At 70.9% G+C, this 1,530-nt stretch carries 1 protein-coding gene; it reads left to right on the top strand.

Annotation, left to right across the window (positions count from 1 at the left end; all coding sequences use genetic code 11):
- Nucleotides 1-22 precede the first annotated feature (22 nt).
- Entirely contained in the window at nucleotides 23-1,366 is a 1,344-nt protein-coding gene (locus FLX08_RS39815; RefSeq protein ID WP_244313243.1) for an IS1380 family transposase, read from the top strand.
- The last annotated feature ends 164 nt before the right edge of the window (nucleotides 1,367-1,530 follow it).

The raw sequence follows: 1,530 nt of genomic DNA, 5'->3' as shown, positions 1-1,530 counted from the left end.
TATCGTGTCCCAGCGCAAGATCATGGTGTCCGCCGACGGCTCGGGTCTCGTCTCCCAGGCCGGTGGACTGCTGCTGCTGGAGACGCTGCGGGTCACGGGCTTGGGCAAGGAGCTGTCGGCGCAGCTGGAACGATGGAGGCCGTCCCGGGCCGTGCACGACCCCGGCAAGATCATCGCCGATCTGGCCCTCACGCTGGCACTGGGCGGGGACTGCCTGGCCGACATCGCGATGCTGCGCACCCAGCCGGAGGTGTTCGGCTCGATCGCCTCCGATCCGACCGTGTCCCGGCTGATCGACCGCCTGGCCGCCGACCCCGTCCGCGCGTTGAAGGCGATCCGCACCGCCCGCACCACAGCCCGCCAGCGGGCATGGACGCTGGCCGGCACCCACGCCCCCGGCGCCGATGGGGAGCCGATCTGCCTGGACATCGACGCGACCATCGTCATCGCCCACTCCGACAAGGACCAGGCCGCGCCGACCTGGAAGAAGACCTTCGGGTTCCACCCGATGACGGTCTTCGCCGACCACGGAGCGGGTGGCGGCGGGGAACCCTTGGCGATCGTGCTGCGGCCCGGCAACGCCGGGTCCAACACCGCCGCCGACCACATCACCGCGACCCGCCTGGCGCTGGCCCAGCTCCCCAAGCACCGCCGCCGGCAGGCGCTGATCCGCACCGACTCCGGCGGCGGCACCCACGAGTTCCTGTCCTGGCTGACCCGGCCCGGGCTGCGGCTGTCCTACTCGATCGGGTTCACCCTCACCGAAGAGGCCCAGGCCGCGATCCTGGCCCTGCCCCAGCAGGCATGGACACCCGCCTACGACGCCGAGGGCCAGGTCCGGCCCGGCGCCTGGGTCGCCGAGCTCACCGGCATGGTGAAGCTGGACGGCTGGCCGAAGGGAATGCGCCTGATCGTGCGCAAGGAACGCCCCCACCCGGGCGCGCAACTGCGCTTCACCGACATCGACGGGCACCGCTTCACCTGCTTCGTCACCAACACCAAGCGGGGTCAGCTCGCCGACCTGGAACTACGCCACCGCCGCCGCGCCCGCTGCGAAGACCGCATCCGCGCCGCCAAGGACACCGGGCTGCGCAACCTGCCCCTGCACGACTTCACCCAGAACCAGATCTGGTGCGAGATCGTCGCCCTGGCCTGCGAACTCCTCGCCTGGATGCAGATGCTCGCCCTCGACGGACCGGCCCGCCGTTACGAACCGAAACGGCTGCGGCTTCGCCTGTTCGCCGTCGCCGCCCGCCTGGTCCGCGGCGGCCGGCGCCTCCGCCTACGTGTGGCCGCATCCTGGCCCTGGGCCGGCCAACTGGTCACCGCCATCACCCGGCTCCAGGCCCTGCCAGCACCGACCTGACCAGCACCAAATCATCCCGACTACCAGGAAGGACACTCCGCGGGCCCGTGGAACCCCGCATCCCCGGCGCGACAGCCGGGCCATCAGCCTGACCACAACTCCAAAATCACACTCCAGCCGAACTGCTCAGCCAGCCACCGGACGGGCGCGAAAGATCGAGGTTA

It is taken from the genome of Microbispora hainanensis, from assembly GCF_006874475.1.
Lineage (GTDB): Bacteria > Actinomycetota > Actinomycetes > Streptosporangiales > Streptosporangiaceae > Microbispora > Microbispora hainanensis.
The sequence above is the reverse complement of the archived record's forward strand: the minus strand, read 5'-3'. Positions and strand labels throughout refer to the sequence as shown.

What these genes read in the sequence shown, in the direction of transcription:
- FLX08_RS39815 (WP_244313243.1), top strand. Translation starts at nt 23, where the DNA reads ATGGTGTCCGCCGACGGCTCGGGTCTCGTCTCCCAGGCCGGTGGACTG.